The organism is Streptomyces sp. NPDC059897 (genome assembly GCF_042730865.1).
Classification (GTDB): Bacteria; Actinomycetota; Actinomycetes; order Streptomycetales; family Streptomycetaceae; genus Streptomyces.
This window is the reverse complement of sequence record NZ_JBHWKQ010000003.1, coordinates 67,673-85,379: the sequence shown is the minus strand read 5'-3', so window position 1 is coordinate 85,379 and position 17,707 is coordinate 67,673. Positions and strand designations below refer to the sequence as shown.

General features: G+C 69.3%; 16 protein-coding genes. 8 read left to right on the top strand and 8 right to left on the bottom strand.

Annotated features, from left to right (window positions below; translation table 11 throughout):
- Positions 1 to 490: 490 nt before the first annotated feature.
- The 3 genes from ACFV9W_RS04825 to ACFV9W_RS04815 all read right to left on the bottom strand — a co-directional run bounded on the left by ACFV9W_RS04825 (position 491) and on the right by ACFV9W_RS04815 (position 2,933).
- Positions 491 to 1,144, bottom strand: a complete 654-nt coding sequence (locus tag ACFV9W_RS04825; protein ID WP_385755651.1) for a CE1759 family FMN reductase — start codon at positions 1,142 to 1,144, stop codon at positions 491 to 493.
- Positions 1,141 to 2,232 carry an LLM class flavin-dependent oxidoreductase gene (locus tag ACFV9W_RS04820; RefSeq protein WP_385756035.1) on the bottom strand — a complete coding sequence of 364 codons (1,092 nt, stop codon included), beginning with the start codon at positions 2,230 to 2,232 and terminating at the stop codon, positions 1,141 to 1,143. Before ACFV9W_RS04820 ends, ACFV9W_RS04825 begins: the two co-directional genes overlap by 4 nt.
- A 110-nt stretch (positions 2,233 to 2,342) precedes the next feature.
- The gene (locus ACFV9W_RS04815) at positions 2,343 to 2,933 is read right to left on the bottom strand and encodes a TIGR03086 family metal-binding protein (protein WP_385755650.1); all 591 of its coding nucleotides are present in this window, start codon (positions 2,931 to 2,933) and stop codon (positions 2,343 to 2,345) included.
- Positions 2,934 to 3,033: 100 nt separating this feature from the next.
- On the opposite strand from ACFV9W_RS04815, the gene ACFV9W_RS04810 reads away from it, so the two are divergent.
- A complete protein-coding gene (locus ACFV9W_RS04810; RefSeq protein ID WP_385755648.1) occupies positions 3,034 to 3,840 on the top strand; it encodes a DUF6597 domain-containing transcriptional factor in 807 nt (268 codons plus the stop codon).
- Positions 3,841 to 3,844: 4 nt separating this feature from the next.
- Here the strand turns inward: ACFV9W_RS04810 and ACFV9W_RS04805 are convergent, their stop codons facing one another.
- On the bottom strand, positions 3,845 to 4,030 hold the full coding sequence (locus ACFV9W_RS04805) for a hypothetical protein (RefSeq protein ID WP_385756055.1): 186 nt from the start codon (positions 4,028 to 4,030) through the stop codon (positions 3,845 to 3,847).
- A complete protein-coding gene (locus tag ACFV9W_RS04800) occupies positions 4,017 to 4,787 on the bottom strand; it encodes an SDR family NAD(P)-dependent oxidoreductase (protein ID WP_385755646.1) in 771 nt (256 codons plus the stop codon). Before ACFV9W_RS04800 ends, ACFV9W_RS04805 begins: the two co-directional genes overlap by 14 nt.
- 204 nt (positions 4,788 to 4,991) lie before the next feature.
- On the opposite strand from ACFV9W_RS04800, the gene ACFV9W_RS04795 reads away from it, so the two are divergent.
- On the top strand, positions 4,992 to 5,849 hold the full coding sequence (locus ACFV9W_RS04795) for a hypothetical protein (RefSeq protein WP_385755644.1): 858 nt from the start codon (positions 4,992 to 4,994) through the stop codon (positions 5,847 to 5,849).
- Between the two features lie 49 nt (positions 5,850 to 5,898).
- On the opposite strand, the gene ACFV9W_RS04790 is transcribed toward ACFV9W_RS04795, so the two are convergent.
- Positions 5,899 to 7,092 (bottom strand): RtcB family protein, encoded by a 1,194-nt coding sequence (locus tag ACFV9W_RS04790; protein ID WP_385755642.1) that lies wholly within the window; start codon positions 7,090 to 7,092, stop codon positions 5,899 to 5,901.
- A 201-nt stretch (positions 7,093 to 7,293) separates the two neighbouring features.
- Between ACFV9W_RS04790 and ACFV9W_RS04785 the strand changes: the two genes are divergently transcribed.
- The 3 genes from ACFV9W_RS04785 (at position 7,294) to ACFV9W_RS04775 (ending at position 10,576) form a co-directional block, all read left to right on the top strand.
- Complete coding sequence (locus ACFV9W_RS04785) at positions 7,294 to 8,154, top strand: DUF3558 domain-containing protein (RefSeq protein ID WP_385755640.1); 861 nt, start codon at positions 7,294 to 7,296, stop codon at positions 8,152 to 8,154.
- A 149-nt stretch (positions 8,155 to 8,303) separates the two neighbouring features.
- Positions 8,304 to 9,110, top strand: coding sequence for a DUF3558 family protein (locus tag ACFV9W_RS04780; protein ID WP_385755638.1), 807 nt, complete (start codon positions 8,304 to 8,306; stop codon positions 9,108 to 9,110).
- A gap of 137 nt (positions 9,111 to 9,247) precedes the next feature.
- Positions 9,248 to 10,576 (top strand): DUF2637 domain-containing protein, encoded by a 1,329-nt coding sequence (locus ACFV9W_RS04775; RefSeq protein ID WP_385755636.1) that lies wholly within the window; start codon positions 9,248 to 9,250, stop codon positions 10,574 to 10,576.
- Between the two features lie 68 nt (positions 10,577 to 10,644).
- On the opposite strand, the gene lysS is transcribed toward ACFV9W_RS04775, so the two are convergent.
- Positions 10,645 to 12,414, bottom strand: a complete 1,770-nt coding sequence (lysS, locus tag ACFV9W_RS04770) for a lysine--tRNA ligase (RefSeq protein ID WP_385756034.1) — start codon at positions 12,412 to 12,414, stop codon at positions 10,645 to 10,647.
- 140 nt (positions 12,415 to 12,554) lie between these two features.
- Between lysS and argS the strand changes: the two genes are divergently transcribed.
- On the top strand, positions 12,555 to 14,315 hold the full coding sequence (gene argS, locus ACFV9W_RS04765) for an arginine--tRNA ligase (protein ID WP_385755634.1): 1,761 nt from the start codon (positions 12,555 to 12,557) through the stop codon (positions 14,313 to 14,315).
- A 117-nt stretch (positions 14,316 to 14,432) separates the two neighbouring features.
- Positions 14,433 to 14,798, top strand: coding sequence for a PH domain-containing protein (locus ACFV9W_RS04760; protein WP_385755633.1), 366 nt, complete (start codon positions 14,433 to 14,435; stop codon positions 14,796 to 14,798).
- 18 nt (positions 14,799 to 14,816) lie between these two features.
- Here the strand turns inward: ACFV9W_RS04760 and ACFV9W_RS04755 are convergent, their stop codons facing one another.
- Positions 14,817 to 16,385: a FadD3 family acyl-CoA ligase gene (locus ACFV9W_RS04755; RefSeq protein ID WP_385755631.1), complete on the bottom strand. Its 1,569-nt coding sequence runs from the start codon at positions 16,383 to 16,385 to the stop codon at positions 14,817 to 14,819.
- Positions 16,386 to 16,494: 109 nt separating this feature from the next.
- Here ACFV9W_RS04755 and ACFV9W_RS04750 point away from each other — a divergent pair, with 109 nt between their 5' ends.
- On the top strand, positions 16,495 to 17,643 hold the full coding sequence (locus ACFV9W_RS04750) for a lipid-transfer protein (RefSeq protein ID WP_385755630.1): 1,149 nt from the start codon (positions 16,495 to 16,497) through the stop codon (positions 17,641 to 17,643).
- Positions 17,644 to 17,707 lie beyond the last annotated feature (64 nt).

The following is a 17,707-nucleotide window of genomic DNA, read 5'->3' as shown; positions in this document are numbered from 1 at the left end:
CCGGCGTCACGGCCACGGGGCTCTGCCCCGGACCCCGCGCCTCAAGCGCCGGCGGGGCTGATCATGCCGAACCGGCGTGACGAGGCCGATCACGCCCAACCGGCGTTACGGCCACGGGGCTCCGCCCCGGACCCCGCGCCTCAAGCGCCGGCGGGGCTGATCATGCCGAACCGGCGTGGCGGCCTCGGGGCTCCGCCCCGGACCCCGCTGCTCAATCGCCGCAGGGGCTTGATTTACCTGCCCGCACCGCCCCACCGGGCCCCCGTTGCCTCGGCCCGTCCCCCCGCCCAATTTCCCACCCACCCGCCCCCTCCGGGGGCGTCGGCCTCGCGGGGTGCCGCCACCACCTGGGGCGAGCCGTTGCCAGGCCCGGCTCCCAACCCGCCACGGTCGACCGCCGCCGCCTTGGGCAATCTGCCGCCTGGGGCGGCAGGGTGGGCAAGGCGGCGCCCCGGTGCCGCGCGATGGGCACCGGGGCGTCGGCCACGGGTCAGCCGACCCGCAAGGCCTCCAGGCGTTCCGCGAACGGGGTGACCTCGAAGCCGTCCGCCGGGTCCACCGACGTGACCGCTCCGTGCAGCGAGCGCGGGGCGATCGCCGCGGACGTGTCGACGTCGGGGGCCGCGGCCGACGGGACCATCAGACGGGCAAGCTCACCGCCCGCCCGGGCGATCCGGGACGCCAGCCCCTCGTCGCCCCAGTCCTCCGACGCCGCGTACACCGCCGTGGGAAGGACGACCGCCCGCAGATACGTGAACAGCGGGCGCAGCGCATGCTCGGTCACGAGCGAGTGGCGGGCCGTCCCGCCCGTCGCCCCGACCAGCACCGGCTTCCCGGTCAGCGCGTCCTTGTCGATCAGGTCGAAGAACGACTTGAACAGACCGCTGTAGGACCCCGAGAAGACCGGCGTGACCGCGATCAGCCCGTCCGCCGCCGCCACCGCGTCGAGCGCGGCGGCGAGCCGGGCCGGCGGGAACCCGGTGACGAAGTGCTGGGCGATCTCCGTGGCGTAGTCACGCAGCTCCAGGACCTCGACCCCGACCTCCGCGTCCACGCGCTCCGTGGTCGCGGCGGCCAGCCGGTCCGCGAGGAGCCGGGTGGACGACGGGGCACTCAGCCCCGCCGAGACGACGACGAGCTTCATGCGCTCTTGACCTCCTCGTTCTTGGCGGCGACCCGCGCGGCGTGGGTGGGCGCGTCCGGCACGTTCGCAGGACGCTTGTTCGCGAACTCCTTGCGCAGCACCGGCACGACCTCCTCGCCCAGCAGGTCGAGCTGCTCCAGGACCGTCTTGAGCGGCAGTCCCGCGTGGTCCATGAGGAACAGCTGACGCTGGTAGTCGCCCACGTGGTCACGGAACGACAGGGTCCGCTCGATGACCTCCTGCGGCGAGCCGACCGTCAGCGGCGTCTGCGAGGTGAACTCCTCCAGGGAAGGACCGTGGCCGTACACCGGCGCGTTGTCGAAGTACGGGCGGAACTCCCGCACCGCGTCCTGCGAGTTCTTCCGCATGAACACCTGGCCACCCAGGCCCACGATCGCCTGCTCCGGCGTGCCGTGCCCGTAGTGGGCGTAGCGCTGCCGGTACAGGTTCACCATCTGCTTGGTGTGGCTCATGGGCCAGAAGATGTTGTTGTGGAAGAAGCCGTCGCCGTAGTACGCGGCCTGCTCGGCGATCTCCGGCGAGCGGATGGAGCCGTGCCAGACGAACGGCGCGACGCCGTCCATCGGACGGGGCGTGGACGTGAAGGACTGCAGCGGCGTGCGGAACTTGCCCTTCCACGACACCACGTCCTCGTCCCACAGCCGCCGCAGCAGCGCGTAGTTCTCGATGGCGAGGTCGATGCCGTCACGGATGTCCTTGCCGAACCACGGATACACCGGGCCGGTGTTGCCGCGGCCCATCATCACGTCGACCCGGCCGTCCGCGACGTGCTGCAGCATCGCGAAGTCCTCGGCGATCTTCACCGGGTCGTTCGTCGTGATCAGCGTCGTCGACGTCGACAGGATCAGGTTCTCGGTGCGCGCCGCGATGTGGCCGAGCATCGTCGTCGGCGAGGACGGGACGAACGGCGGGTTGTGGTGCTCACCGGTGGCGAAGACGTCGAGGCCGACCTCCTCCGCCTTCCGCGCGATGGCGAGCATCGCCTTGATGCGCTCGTGCTCGCTCGGCGCGCGTCCGGTCGTCGGGTCAACGGTGACGTCACCGACGGTGAAGATCCCGAACTGCATGCTGCTCACCTTGCTCACCTTCCGCAGGTTGTTGATGCTTCAACTATACCTTCCGAACGGTGCGCCGTCGCGAGCTATTCCCGCCCCGGACCGACCCCCTCCCGCTCCTCCTACTTCCCGTACGGGTCCCGGCCCGTGGCCGCGAGCATCCGCGCGAACGGATCCGCGTCCGCACCCACCGGCACCGCCGCCCCGAACGCCCCCATCTCCCGGCCCGTCGGCGCCAGCCGCTCCACCACCCCGGTGAGCTCCACCACCACCGCCGGATCGGCCCCGTACTCCTGACCCGTCGCCCGCGCCAGGTCCCACGCGTGCGCGGTCAGATCCAGCAGCGCCATCCCGCCCACGGTCCGCGCCGGCATGTTCAGCGACCCGGTCGTCCCCTCCTCCGCACCGGGCGTCGACCAGGCCTCGACCAGCGCGTCCGCCTCGCTCGCGAACCGCTCCCGCCAACCACCCTCCGCCACGTAGTCCGGCGTCGAGGAGAAATCGGAATCCCGCTTCACCGCCAGCTTCTGAAACTCGACGACCACGTGCAGAAGATGATTGACCAGCGCCCGCACGTCGTAGTCCGCACACGGCGTGGGGCCATCGAGATCCTTGTCCTCGACACCCGCGACGACGGGGACGGCCCGGGAGACGGCCGCACCAAGCAGCACGCCCAGCGGCTTCACGTCCATCTGCTTCTCGTTCGTGTCCATACCTCGACGCTACGAGCACCCGCCCCGCCCGGCTTGAAGAAACACGACGCACGACACCACAGCCACTGCCGCTGTCAGTGCCCCCCTCTACGCTCTCTTCATGCCAGAGGACCGCCGCCCCGACACCCGCGGAATCGTCGACCCGACCGCGCTCCTCACGCGCGTACGGCTGCGCCGCCACGAGCCCGCCGAACCCCTGCGGCGGTACGTCGAGCACTACTGGTTCATCGACTGGGACCTGCCGGAGCCGTACGCCTCGCACGTCCTGCCCCACCCATCCGTGCACCTCACCTTCCAGCAGGATGACATCGACCAACCGCCCTACGGGGAACTGACCGGCGTCGCCGCACCCGGCCTCTACGTCCGCAAGATCCACGGGCGGGGAAAGGTGTGCGGGGTGAAATTCCGGCCGGGAGCCTTCCGCCCCTTCGCACCGGACGCACCGGTCTCCCAGTGGACGGGCCGCGTCCTGCCCTACGAGGAGATGTTCCCGCCCACGGACCCGACGGCGATCCTCTCCCCCACCGACGACACCGACCGCATCGCCGCCCTCGACGCCTACCTGCTCCCCCTCGCCCCCGCCGAACCCGACCCACAGGCCGAACTCGCGACCGGCCTGGTCGACCGCATACGCGCCGACCGCGGAGTACGCCGCGTAGCCGACTTCGCACAGGCCGAGGGCATGACGGTCCGCTCGCTCCAGCGCCTCTTCCACGCCTACGTCGGCGTCAGCCCCAAGTGGTGCATCCTGCGCTACCGCATCCACGAAGCCGTGGAAACGGCCGCCGCCCGCCGCGACATCGACTGGGCCGCGCTCGCCGCCGACCTCGGCTACGCGGACCAGGCCCACCTCGTACGGGACTTCACGGCGACGGTGGGCGTGCCACCGACGGCCTACGCCGGCTAGCTGACTAGTTCGCGTGCTTGATCGCGTAAATCATCACGAACGCGACGATGTGAATGCCGAACAGGAAGTACGCCAGGTACCACCACATGTACCGCTCGCCGCGCTTCTCCTCAGCCCGGCGCCGGTCGTCGTACTCCCGCTGAAGCACGTCCAGCGGATCGCTCTCACCAGCCGGGCTAGGACTGCTCACGATGCACCTTCGTATTGGAAGCCTGCGCACGCGGCCGCACCACCAGCAGGTCGATGTTCACGTGCGGCGGCCGGGTCACGGCCCAGCCGATCGTGTCGGCGACATCGTCCGCACTCAGCGGCTCCGCCACGCCCTGGTACACCTTGGCGGCCTTCGCCTCGTCCCCGCCGAACCGGGTCAGCGCGAACTCGTCGGTCTTCACCATCCCCGGCGCGACCTCGATGACCCGCACGGGCGTCCCGACGATCTCCAGCCGCAGCGTCTCGGCGAGCACATGCTCCCCATGCTTGGCAGCGACGTACCCGCCGCCACCTTCATAGGTCCCGTGCCCAGCAGTCGACGACAGCACAACAACAGTCCCGTCCCCGCTCGCGGTGAGCGCGGGCAGCAGCGCCTGCGTGACATTGAGCGTGCCGATGACGTTCGTCTCGTACATCTGCCGCCACTGATCCGGGTCCCCGGTGGCAACGGGATCGGCCCCGAGCGCACCACCGGCATTGTTGACGAGCACCCCGATGGCCTTGAACGCCGAAGCGAACTCATCGACAGCAGCCCGGTCGGTCACGTCCAACGCATACGCCACGGCATCGTGCCCGGCAGCCGTGATCTCCTTGGCGACCGCCTCGATCCGGTCCTCCCGGCGAGCCGTGAGCACCACGCGATACCCCTCGGCCGCCAGCCGCCGAGCAGTGGCGGCACCAATGCCACTGCTCGCGCCCGTGACGACGGCGATACGAGATGCGGGGGCGGGAGCCATGGCCTTGCCCTACCTTTCGGCGACGATCCACTGAACCGAATCCCAGGGTACGCGCGCCACTCACACGGGTGACGCCCCTCGATCACCCGGACGGACAGGGAACGCGCGGGCTAGCGTCACGAACGACAACCGAAAACAGAACGGCCCCCGGCGGGATTGCAGTCCCGACCGGAGGCCTGACCAAGAGGAAGGCAGTAACTTCCCATGGCTGAACGCGAGCCTAGCGCTCACCAACTGGCGTTCGACGATCCCTCGGCGTCCGGGTTCATGGACCTGGAGGTCCCGGAGTACTCGTACATGTTCGGATTCCTTCAGATGGACGGGCACCTTGAGAAGGGCACTGGCCAGAAGGGCCGCCTGACCGCCGAGATCAACATCCGTGACGTCGACATCCTGCGCAGGTTCCAGGAGCTGACGCCGTACAACAGCAGCATCAAGGAACGCGTCCGAGAGACGAACTTCGCCAAGGCCCACCACTCGGCGACCTGGACCCTGTGTTCCTTGGAAGCACGCACGAAGATCAACGATCTCGGACTGCCCTACGGGCGCAAGTCCAAGCAGATCAAGCCACCCCGGGTGCCGTTCTCGCGACGCGACTACTTGCGGGGAGTGATCGACGCGGACGGTTCCGTCGGGTACACGGGCAAGGGGCTCCCGTACATCACACTCGCCACGCAAAGCACGGCCATCGCGGTCTACCTGTGCTTCTACGCCCGCAAGGTCGCCGAGGTGCAGCGTCACCCCAAGCGCAATGAGCGGGACGGCATCTACAACGTCATGTACGCGATGGAGGCCGCCCAGAAGCTGAGCGCCCATCTCTACTATCCGGGCTGCCTCGCGCTCGAGCGCAAGCAGACTTCGGCCGACTCGCTGATCGGCTGGACCCGGCCGGCCGACATGAGGGCGGCGTACACCGCGCGACGTTGGAAGGAGTGGGAGGACCGCGTTCTCCTGAAGCACGACAGCATCGCGGCCGCCGCCGAGGAGCTGGGCCGCACCTACCAGAGCTGCAACCTGCGACGGTGGCGCCTGCTGAGCGGGAAGGTGCCGATGCCGGAGTGATGCCCGGCCGAGGGTCCGAGTTGCCAACGGCTCGGGCCCTCCGGCCAGTTCAGCCCTTCACACACACAACCTGCTTGATCTTCGCCACGACCTCCACGAGGTCGCTCTGCTGAACCATCACCTGGTCGATGTTCTTGTACGCACCCGGAATCTCGTCCAGGACCCCGGAGTCCTTACGGCACTCGACGCCGCGAGTCTGCTCCTCCAGGTCCCGCACCGTGAAGTGGCGCTTCGCCGCGTTGCGGCTCATCCGCCGGCCGGCTCCGTGCGAGGCCGAGTTGAACGCCTTGCTGTTGCCGAGGCCCTTCACGATGTACGAGCTGGTCCCCATGGATCCGGGAATGATCCCGTAGTCGCCGGACCCGGCCCGGATCGCTCCCTTGCGGGTGACCAGCAGGTCCATGCCGTCGTACCGCTCTTCCGCGACGTAATTGTGGTGGCACGAAATCTCGGTCTCGAACGTCGGCTTGGCCTTCTTGAACTCCTTGCGGATCACGTCCTTGAGCAGCGCCATCATGATCGCGCGGTTGTACTTCGCGTACTCCTGCGCCCAGTACAGGTCATTTCGGTACGCCGCCATCTGCGGAGTTTCGGAGATGAAGACCGCCAGGTCCCGGTCGACGAGTCCCTGGTTGTGCGGAAGCTTCTGCGCCACTCCGATGTGGTGATCCGCCAGTTCCTTGCCGATGTTGCGGGAACCGGAGTGCAGCATGAGCCAGACCGAACCTGACTCATCAAGACAAATTTCTACCAGGTGATTCCCCGAGCCGAGCGTTCCCATCTGCTTCACGGCCCGCCCCTCCCGGAACTTCACCGCATCGGCAACCCCGTCGAACCGCCCCCAGAACTCGTCCCACCCACCGGTGGCAAACCCATGCAGCCGCCCCGGATCCACCGGATCGTCGTGCATCCCCCGCCCCACCGGAATCGCCTGCTCGATCTTCGAGCGGAGGCGGGAGAGGTCGCCGGGGAGGTCGTTGGCCGTCAGGGACGTCTTGACCGCGCTCATGCCGCAGCCGATGTCGACGCCGACCGCCGCCGGGCAGACCGCGCCCTGCATGGCAATCACCGAGCCGACCGTGGCGCCCTTTCCGTAGTGGACGTCGGGCATGACGGCCAGGCCCTTGATCCAGGGCAGCGTCGCCACGTTCTGGAGCTGCTGGAGCGCGCCCGGGTCCACCGTGGCCGGGTCGGTCCACATGCGGATCGGGACCTTGGCTCCCGGAACCTCTACGTATGACATGAAATCCCCCGAGGATCGGATGAGTTGGTTCGTAGGTGGTGAAGCGAGTGAAGTGGATGTAGCGCAAATACCGGCGCCAGGGCGGCAAATCGGATGCCGGAACGGCGTCCACGGCGGCGCGTGCGATAGACATAGTGCCCATTGGCCGCCCCGCCGCGGCAACCGATTAACCAGGCGCAAGGCGCCGAGAGGAGCCTCAGGGTGCAGCGGAAGTCGTACGCGTTCGTACCGGGTGTCGCCGTGCTCCTTGCGGCCGTGCTCGCCGGCTGTACCAGTGGCTCCGACAGCGACGGCGGGACCGACGACGCGAAGCCCGGTGAGCCGAGCGCGACCGCGTCGACCGCGGAGCCGGGCAGGTACCGGACGCTGCCCGAGCCGTGCGGCCAGCCCGGCACGGAGACGCTGAACGAGATGCTGCCCGGCATCAACCGGCTCCCGGACGCGGAACAGCGCGAGAAGGCGTACGAGGGCGTGGCCACGGTCACGTACGACACGGACCGTCGGGTCGGGTGCCGGTGGAAGGACGATTCGGCCCGGGGTGGCACGCATCGTCTGAGCCTCGATTTCGAGCGGGTGGTGTCGTACGACACGTCGGTGAGCGACGACGATCGTGCGGCGGCGGTGTTCGCGTCGAAGGCGGAGGCGGCGGATCTGCCGGATCCGCTGTCGTCGGAGGCGTCGGCTTCGGCCTCGGAGGAGGCTTCGGAGGATGCCTCGGAGGGCGCTTCCGCGTCCGCGTCGGACGAGCCGTCCGGCAAGGCATCGGGGGATGCCTCCGGCTCCCCGTCCGCGTCAGCTTCCGCGTCCGCTTCCTCCGTCGCCGATCTTCAGCCGCGGCTGCTGGACGACCTCGGCGACGAGGCGTTCGTCGACGACGTGCTGGCGGGTCCGACGACCGGTCGGCACCGGACGGTGACTGTGGCGTTCCGCACGTCGAATGTGTTGGTGACCGTCCAGTACGAGGTGCAGACGGCGACCGCCGAGAAGGTCCCGGACAGCAAGGAAATGCAGGACACAGCCCGGAATCTGGCCGGGAACCTGGTCGGCAAGTTCGGCGATTAGGGGCATTCGGGCGCAGTCCGGTGGCATGGTGAAGGCGAGACGCGCGCGTCGGGCACGGCGTACGGTGACCCATCGAGCCCCACTCGTGAAGGTCGAATGGTCGTCACGTGGCGGGGCCGTGGCCCTGTCAGCGTCCTAGTGAAGGAACCATGCACCGTCCGACCAAGCGACTCACCCGCACCCTTGTCTGCGCGGCCGCTGTGCCTGCGGTTCTCGTCGTAGCCGGCTGCTCGTCCGGTTCCGGTTCCGACAGCGCGAAGGACGACTCGCAGGCGAAGGCCTCGGCCTCGACCTCGGGCGCCAAGGCGAAGAAGGTCGCGCCCGCGACGTACAAGGAGCTGCCGCAGGCGTGTTCGGCGTTCTCGAAGGACACGCTGGGCGATCTGGTCCCGAAGGCCGAGAGCAAGGCCGGCGCGTCCGACGACGAGTCGACGCGTGCGAGCTGCTCCTGGTCGAGCCTGGACAACAACGGCGTGAAGGGCTCGCAGTTCCGCTGGCTGAATGTGTCGTTGGTCCGTTTTGACTCGGATGTGAACCGGGGCAGCGGCGACAAGCTGGCCGAGGCGTACTACACGAAGCAGATCGAGGACGCCAAGGCGACCAAGGACGCGAAGGACGTCAAGACGACGCCGGTGTCCAAGACGGGCGACGCGGCGACGCAGATCAGCTACGAACGCAAGTACAAGGACAAGAAGGACGACGTCACGTCCAAGCAGCAGACGATCGTCTCGCGTGTGGACAACGTCGTGGTGACGGTGGACTACAACGGTTCGGGTCTTGCGGGCGAGGAGGCCCCGGCCGCCGGCTCGCTGTCGAAGGACGCGCAGAAGGCGGCGAAGGAAGCGGTGGCGAAGGTCATCGAGTCCGCCAAGGGCGGCGACGCGGGTGGTTCGGCGAAGCCGTCGGCCTCCTCCCCGGAGTCCAAGGAGTCCAAGGAGTCGAAGAAGGGCGCGTGATCGCGGCCCGCTGACCTCGTGCTGGAAGCCCGGTTCCCCCTTGGGGGGCCGGGCTTTCGCGCGTACCGGCCCGCGCCCCTGCTGGTGCATGTGCCACTCTGTTGGCCGCAACAGCCGGAACTTGGAGGGGAAGTGGAGTGGCCGGGCCACTGAAGCTGACACGGACGCACCGGATACTCGTGGGGGTGGTCATCGCCGGGGCGGTGGTCATCGCCGCCATCGGGTTCGCCGGTTCGTACGCCGCTGTGCGGGAGTTGGCCCTGGAAAAGGGCTTCGGCAACTTCTCGTACGTCTTCCCGATCGGTATCGACGCCGGTATCTGTGTGCTTCTCGCACTGGATCTGCTGCTGACGTGGATCCGGATTCCGTTCCCGTTGCTGCGGCAGACGGCGTGGCTGCTGACGGCGGCGACGATCGCCTTCAACGGTGCGGCGGCCTGGCCGGATCCGCTGGGCACCGGCATGCACGCGGTGATCCCGATTCTGTTCGTGGTGGCTGTCGAGGCGGCTCGGCATGCGATCGGGCGGATCGCGGACATCACGGCGGACAAGCACATGGAGGGTGTGCGGATCACGCGTTGGCTGTTGTCTCCGGGGCCGACGTTTCTGCTGTGGCGGCGGATGAAGCTGTGGGAGCTGCGTTCGTACGACGAGGTCATCAAGCTGGAGCAGGAGCGGCTGGTGTACCAGGCGCGGTTGCGTTCGCGGTTCGGGCGGGCGTGGCGGCGGAAGGCTCCGGTGGAGTCGTTGATGCCGTTGCGCCTCGCGCGGTACGGGGTGCCGTTGGCGCAGACGGCGCCGGAGGGGCTTGCGGCGGCGGGTATCGAGACGCCGTTGTTGCCGCCCGCTCCGCGTGAGGCGCCGGCCCAGCTCATGTCGGCGCAGCCGCGGCCCGAGCCGGCCTCCGTCCCGGAGGACGCGAATGCGGGCTACGTCCCGCCGGCGTTCAACGGGGAGCCGCGCAAGGAGTACCGGGGCGGCTACGACCCGCACTTCGAGCTGCCGTCGTACGTGCCCGAGCCGGAGCACCAGGGCCGGTACGAGGAGCAGCCGCCGCAGCCCCAGGCCCAGGTGCCTGTGCCGGCTCCCCGCGCTCCGGAGCCGGAGCACTCGGAGCCGGAGTACCAGGAGCCGCAGTACCAGGAGCCGCAGTACCGGGAGCCGGAGCAGCAAGAGCCGCAGTACGCGCAGCCGGAGTTCCAGGAACCCGAGTTCCCCGTGCCGAACGGTGCGGGCGGTACGCGGCCGTTGGGTGACGGGGCGCCGGAGCTCGTCGAGGACCCCACGGACGACGAGCTGTATCAGGTGTTCCGGGGCGCGATAGACGGCGAGGGGTATCCCACGAAGAAGGTCTTCACGGCGAACGTGGAGGCGCAGTACGGGCAGCGGCTGACGTCGGACGACGCGGACCGGTACATGAGCCAGTTCGTGGTCCGCTTCGAGCAGGACATGATGAGCGAGGCGTAGACGCAGACGCAGACGTAGACACGTGTGAGGGGCGGCACCGAACGGTGCCGCCCCTCACGTGTGTCCCGTTACGCGCCGAGCAGCTTGCGCACGCGGTCCGCGCCGACGGCGAGGAGCAGCGTGGGCAGTCGCGGGCCGGTGTCGCGGCCGACGAGCAGGTGGTAGAGCAGCGCGAAGAACGAGCGCTGGGCGGTCTTGATCTCCGCCGGGAGCTCCTTCGCCGTGGCGTCGGCGGGGAAGCCGGCCTGCACCTTGGGGACGCCGTAGACGTGGTGGGTGAGGCCGTCGAGCGACCAGTGCTCGTCCAGGCCTGCCAGGAGGAGGCGGATGGATTCGCGGGCCTGGTCGTCGAGCGCGGCGAGCGCCTCGGTGTCGGGCTCGGTGCGCACGATGGTGCGGGACTCGGCGGGGACGTACTTGGTGATCCAGGCCTCGGCCTTGTCGAGCCGGGGCCGGACGGTGTCGAGGTCGGTGACCGGGTTGTCCGGGTCGAGCTCGGAGAGGATCCGCTGGGTCTGCTCCTCGTCCCCTGCCGTCACGTCGGCGACGGACGCCAGCGTGCGGTACGGCAGCGGGCGCGGGGTGCGGGGCAGCTCGCGGCCCGCGACGCCGACGGCGCGGCTGTGGGCGGCGGCGTCGGCGGGCAGCACGGTGCCGTCGGCGACCTTCGCGTTCAGCTTGTCCCACTCGTCGTAGAGCCGCTGGATCTCCTGGTCGAAGGCGATCTTGAAGGACTGGTTGGGCTTGCGGCGGGCGTAGAGCCAGCGCAGCAGCTGCGGCTCCATGATCTGGAGCGCGTCGCCGGGCGTGGGGACGCCGCCCTTGGACGACGACATCTTGGCCATGCCGGAGATGCCGACGAAGGCGTACATCGGGCCGATGGGCTGCTTGCCGCCGAAGATCTTGCCGACGATCTGGCCGCCGACCTGGAACGAGGAGCCGGGCGACGAGTGGTCGACGCCCGACGGCTCGAAGATGACGCCCTCGAAGGCCCAGCGCATCGGCCAGTCGACCTTCCAGACGAGCTTGCCGCGGTTGAACTCCGACAGCAGGACGGTCTCGGTGAAGCCGTCGAGGGTGCAGGTGTAGGACAGCTCGGTCGTGTCGTCGTCGTACGAGGTGACGGTGGTGAGGTCCTTGCCGCACTGGCCGCAGAACGGCTTGTACGGGAAGTAGCCGGCGGAGCCGCTGGAGCCGTCGTCCTCGGACGCGGCGCCGGAGCCCTCGGCGGCCTCCAGCTCGGCCTCGTCGACCGGCTTCTGCTGCTGCTTGCCCTTGGCCGGGTCCTTCTTGGTGCGGTACTGGTCGAGGATCGCGTCGATGTCGGCGCGGTGCTTCATGGCGTGCAGGATCTGCTCGCGGTACGTACCGGCCTGGTACTGCTCGGTCTGGCTGATGCCGTCGAACTCGACGCCGAGATCGGCGAGGGCCTGGACCATGGCGGCCTTGAAGTGCTCCGCCCAGTTCGGGTACGCCGAGCCGGCCGGGGCCGGGACGCTGGTCAGCGGCTTGCCGATGTGCTCGGCCCAGGACGCGTCGGTGCCGGGGACGCCGGCCGGGACCTTGCGGTAGCGGTCGTAGTCGTCCCAGGAGATCAGGTGCCGCACGGTGTGGCCGCGGCGGCGGATCTCGTCGGCGACCAGGTGCGGGGTCATGACCTCGCGGAGGTTGCCGAGGTGGATCGGGCCCGACGGGGAGAGGCCGGAGGCGACGACGACCGGTTTGCCGGGGGCACGACGCTCGGACTCGGCGATGACATCGTCCGCGTATCGGGAGACCCAGTCCTGGGTCTCCGCGCCTGTGCTCTGGGCCACGATCGGTTGTCCCTCTCTACGAATCCGGGGTGGGGCTTCACTTCAGCCCATCCCATTCTCCCAGTTTCCCGGTGCGGAACGAAAACGCGTTACGGCTTCGCTTCGCGGCTCTGGGATACTGGCCGTGCATTCCAGCCCACCCCGACCAGAACGGCAGCCCCTACATGGCCCCGGTCAAGTCCATCACCGCCAACGTCAACGCGCGCCTCGCCGACGCCCTGACCTCCGCCCTGCCGGAGGCCGGCGGCGCGGACCCGCTGCTGCGACGTAGTGACCGGGCCGACTTCCAGGCCAACGGGATCCTGGCCCTCGCCAAGAAGGCGAAGGCGAACCCGAGGGACCTCGCCACGCAGGTCGTCGAGAAGATCACGAACGGTGAGCTGATCGCCGACGTCGAGGTCTCGGGCCCCGGCTTCCTGAACGTGACGGTCACCGACAAGGCGATCATCGACACGCTCGCGGCCCGTGCCGCGGACACGGACCGGCTCGGCGTCCCGCTGAAGGACGTCCCCGGCACGACGGTCATCGACTACGCGCAGCCGAACGTGGCGAAGGAGATGCACGTCGGCCACCTGCGGTCCGCCGTGATCGGTGACGCGCTGCGCGGCATGCTCGACTTCACGGGCGAGAAGACGATCGGCCGGCACCACATCGGTGACTGGGGCACGCAGTTCGGCATGCTCATCCAGTACGTGATCGAGCACCCGGACGAGCTGCCGGCGGCCGGTACGGACGCGGACGGCGAGCAGGCCATGTCGACGCTGAACCGGATCTACAAGGCCTCGCGCGCGGTCTTCGACGCGGACGAGGACTTCAAGGAGCGGGCCCGGAAGCGGGTCGTCGACCTCCAGTCCGGCGACAAGGAGACCCTCGCCCTGTGGCAGCGGTTCGTCGACGAGTCGAAGGTCTACTTCTACTCGGTCTTCGAGAAGCTCGACATGGAGATCCGGGACGACGAGATCGTCGGCGAGTCCGCGTACAACGACGGCATGCCGGAGACGGCCCGCCTCCTGGAGGAGATGGGCGTCGCGGTCCGCTCCGAGGGCGCGCTCGTGGTCTTCTTCGAGGACATCAAGGGCAAGGACGACCAGCCTGTGCCGCTGATCGTGCAGAAGGCGGACGGCGGCTTCGGCTACGCGGCGTCCGACCTCACGGCGATCCGCAACCGTGTGCAGGACCTGGACGCGACGTCGCTGCTGTACGTGGTGGACGTGCGGCAGTCGCTGCACTTCAAGATGGTGTTCGAGACGGCGCGGCGCGCGGGCTGGCTGTCGGACGACGTGACGGCGCACAACATGGCGTACGGCACGGTGCTCGGAGCGGACGGCAAGCCGTTCAAGACGCGTGCCGGTGAGACGGTGCGCCTTGAGGACCTGCTCGACGAGGCGGTGCAGCGTGCCGCCGAGGTCGTGCGGGAGAAGGCGCGGGACCTCACCGAGGACGAGATCCAGGAGCGGGCCGCGCAGGTCGGCATCGGCGCGGTGAAGTACGCGGACCTGTCGACGTCGCCGAGCCGCGACTACAAGTTCGACCTGGACCAGATGGTGTCGCTGAACGGCGACACGTCGGTGTACCTGCAGTACGCGTACGCCCGTATCCAGTCGATCCTGCGCAAGGCGGGCGAGGCGAAGCCGGTCGCGCACGCCGAGCTGGAGCTGGCCCCGGCGGAGCGGGCGCTCGGCCTGCACCTGGACGCGTTCGGGGACACGGTCTTCGAGGCGGCGGCCGAGTACGCGCCGCACAAGCTGGCCGCGTACCTGTACCAGCTGGCGTCGCTGTACACGTCGTTCTACGACAAGTGCCCGGTCCTGAAGGCGGATTCGGCGGAGCAGGTGGAGAACCGGCTGTTCCTCTGCGACCTGACGGCGCGGACGCTGCACCGGGGCATGGCGCTGCTCGGTATCCGTACGCCCGAGAAGCTCTGACCCCTCCGTCGTACGTTTCGTCGTCGGGCGCCGGGAACCCTGGCGCCCGGGGACCCGTTCTCTGGACGACCACCGGAGCTCGACGACGAGACGACGAAACGACGAAACGGGGTACCCATGGCACTGTTCGGCAACGCCCATCCGATCGACCTGGCCAAGGCGGCGCAGGACTACGGGCGGCTGCTCGGTCAGGGTGAGCAGATATACGGCGCCTATCAGTTGATACGTGACGCGATCCTGCTCACGGACCGCCGCATGATCCTCATCGACAAGCAGGGGATGACGGGCAAGAAGGTCGAGTACCACTCGGTGCCGTACCGCAGCATCTCGCACTTCGCCGTGGAGACGGCCGGGCACTTCGATCTGGACGCCGAGCTCAAGATCTGGATCTCGGGGAACACGGTGCCGATCGAGAAGACCTTCACGAAGGGCGTCGACATCTACGAGGTGCAGGCGATCCTGACGCAGTTCGTCGCGCGCTGACGTCACGGCGGGCGGGGGTCAGCGGCGCAGTTCGCCCTTGACGACCTTCCCTGAGGCGTTGCGCGGGAGTTCCGTCACGAACTCGACGGTCCTGGGGACCTTGTAGTTCGCCATCTCGCGCCGCGACCAGGCGATGAGGTCGTCCTCGGTGAGGACGCCGCCGGGCCTGCGGACCACGTACGCCTTGCCGACCTCGCCGAGGCGGCCGTCGGGGACGCCGACGACGGCGACGTCGGCGACCGCCGGGTGCAGGCCGAGGAGTTGCTCGATTTCGGCCGGGTAGGCGTTGAAGCCGCCGACGATGAACATGTCCTTGATGCGGTCGGTGATCCGGAGGTTGCCGGCCGCGTCCATGATTCCGACGTCGCCGGTCCGCAGCCAGCCGTCGGGGGTGATGGTCTCGGCCGTGGCGGCGGGGTCCTCGAAGTACTCGCGCATGACGTTGAAGCCGCGGACGAGGACTTCGCCCGGCTCGCCGGGGGCGGCCGAGTCGACGCGGACCTCCGTGCCCGGTATCGCCCGCCCGGAGGTCTCGGCGATCACTTCGGCCGGGTCGCCGCGGCGGCACATGGTGGCGATGCCGCTGGCCTCGGAGAGCCCATACGCGGTGAGGACGGTGGCGACGCCGAGTTCGCCGCGCAGCCGTTCCACGAGGCGCAGCGGGACGACCGCGGCGCCCGTCACGACGAGCCGCAGCGCGGACAGGTCGTGGGAGTCCCGCGAGGGGTGGTCGAGGAGCGACTGGTGGAGCGTGGGCGGGCCGGGGAGCACGGAGATCCGCTCGGAGGCGATGTTGGCGAGGGCCGTGTCGACGTTGAAGACGGGCTGCGGCACCATCGTGGCGCCCCGCATCAGGCAGGCCAGCACCCCGGCCTTGTAGCCGAAGGTGTGGAAGAACGGGTTCACGATCAGATAGCGGTCGCCCTCGCGCAGGCCCGCGAGCTCGGCCCAGATCTCGTAGCCACGCAGGGTCTGGGCGTGGGTGATGACGGCGCCCTTGGGGCGGCCCGTGGTGCCGGAGGTGAAGATGATGTCCGAGGGTGCGGAGGCGTCGACGGCGGCGGAGCGTGCGCGGACCTCGGCGGCCGTGATCTTGTCGCCCGCCGCGAGGAACTCCTTCCAGCCGCGGTAGCCGGGGGCCTCTGGTGCGCCGTCGCCGAACACGACGACCTGTTCCAGGTCGGGCAGTTCGGCGCCCGCCTCCTGGGCGCGGCGCAGGGACGCCACGTAGGACGTGCCGAGGAAGGTGCCCGTGACGAACAGCAGGCGGGCCCGGGAGCGGGCCAGGATGTCGGCGGCCTCGCCGCCCTTGAAGCGGGTGTTGAGCGGTACGAGGACGGCTCCCGCGCTCACCGCGCCGAGGGCCGAGACGATCCAGTCCAGGGTGTTCGGCGCCCAGACCGCCACCCGGTCGCCCGCCTCGACGCCCGCCGCCATGCATGCGGCGGCGGCCCGTTCGACGCGTTCGCCGAGTTCCGCGTAAGAGATCCGGGCACGCCCCTCGACGACGGCCTCGCGCTCGCCGTACCGTTCGGCGGCGTCCCGCACCAGCTCCGGGACCGTTCCCCACTCGCCATCCGTGCGCATCGAACGACCTCCCACAACGCCGTAGCTGACTATCCGTCAGATTAGCTGTAGCCTGACGCGCTGTCAGCAGATGGAACCGGCGGCAGACGGAACCAGTGGGGGTGTGCCCATGGCGGGACTCAAGGACGCGACGGCCATCGTCGGCATCGGACAGACGGCCTTCGCGAAGCAACTCCCGGAATCCGAGAAGACGTTGGCGTGCCGGGCGATCATCGACGCGCTCGACGACGCGGGGATATCCCCGTCCGAGGTCGACGCCTTCGCCTCCTACACGATGGAGGAGACGGACGAGGTCGAGGTCGCGAAGGCCATCGGCGCCGGGGACGTCACGTTCTTCTCCAAGGTCGGCTACGGGGGCGGCGGTTCGTGCGCGACCGTCGCGCATCTCGTCGCCGCGATAGCCACAGGCCAGGCCAGCGTCGGCATCGCCTGGCGGTCCCGCAAGCGCGGCTCGGGGCCGCGCCCCTGGAAGAACACGGCCGTCCAACTCCCCACGCCCGCCCAGTGGACGCGCCCGTACGGGCTGCTCCGCCCCGCCGACGAGATCGGCATGCTGGCCCGCCGCTACATGCACGAGTTCGGCGCTACACGGGACCACCTCTTCAACGTCGCGCTCGCCTGCCGCAACCGGGCCAACCAGAACCCCGCCGCGATGATGTACGAGCGCCCCATGACCCGCGACAGCTACATGACCTCGCGGTGGATCAGCGAGCCGCTCTGCCTCTTCGACAACTGCCTGGAGACGGACGGCGCGCTCGCCTGCGTCATCGTCTCCGCCGAGCGGGCCCGCGACTGCCGGCAGAAGCCGGTCTACGTCCACTCCGCGGCGCAGGGGCTGCCCGCGCAGCACCACGGCATGGTCAACTACTGGAACGACGACCCGCTGACGGGCCCGGCCTGGACGGCCGCCCGCCACCTGTGGAAGAACGCGGACGTCACCCCCGAGGACGTCGACGTCGCCCAGATCTACGACGCGTTCACCCCGCTCATCCCGCTGTCCCTGGAGGGCTACGGGTTCTGCGGGCGCGGCGAGGGCGCGGCGTTCACGGAGGGCGGCGCCCTCGAGATCGGCGGGCGGCTTCCCATCAACACGGGCGGCGGCGGCCTCTCGGAGGCGTACGTCCACGGCTTCAACCTCATCAACGAGGGCGTCAAGCAGTTGCGGGGGGTCAGCACGGCGCAGGTCCCGGACGCGGAAACCTGCCTGGTGACGGCGGGTGAGGGGGTCCCGACGTCCGCGCTGCTGCTGCGTTCCTGACGTCTCGGGGCTCTGCCCCGGACCCCGCCGGCTCTCGTACGAAGAGCGGGCTTGACTTGCCTAC